Origin of the sequence: Streptomyces cyaneofuscatus, from assembly GCF_000718135.1 — a bacterium.
GTDB classification, from domain to species: Bacteria; Actinomycetota; Actinomycetes; order Streptomycetales; family Streptomycetaceae; genus Streptomyces; species Streptomyces cyaneofuscatus.
Window position 1 is genome coordinate 1 of sequence record NZ_JOEM01000084.1, and the last position, 386, is coordinate 386.

General features: G+C 72.0%; 1 pseudogene. It reads right to left on the reverse strand.

Going from position 1 to position 386, the window contains the following annotated elements:
- Nucleotides 1-373: pseudogene (locus tag IF17_RS0135860) on the reverse strand (lantibiotic dehydratase); the annotation flags it as partial.
- Nucleotides 374-386 lie beyond the last annotated feature (13 nt).

Below are 386 nucleotides of genomic sequence, written 5' to 3' on the forward strand. Positions count from 1 at the left end.
GCAGCTCCGCATCCCCCACCCGCTCCAGAACCGCACGCAGCTCCCGGTCCGGACGCGCACCCGAAGGCACCTCCAACCGCCAGCTCACCCACCGACGACGCACCAGCTCGGTGAGACGGGAGGTGACCTCGTCGAGTGAGGTGCCGAGGGTCCGGGCGAGTTCGTGCGGTGAGCGGCGGCCGTCCGCCAGCCGCAGCAGGGCCACCAGATGGGGCGGCGCCTGCTGCGGGCGACGGCCGGGGACGTGGACGGGTCCCTCGTCGGACTCGGCACGGATGTAGGGCAGCCGTCGTGGGGGTATCCAGGCCATCAGCCGCTCGTCCGCCGACAACGTCCTCGCCAGCGCGTCGATCGACCAACTCGAGAAGAACACCGACGACGACGCC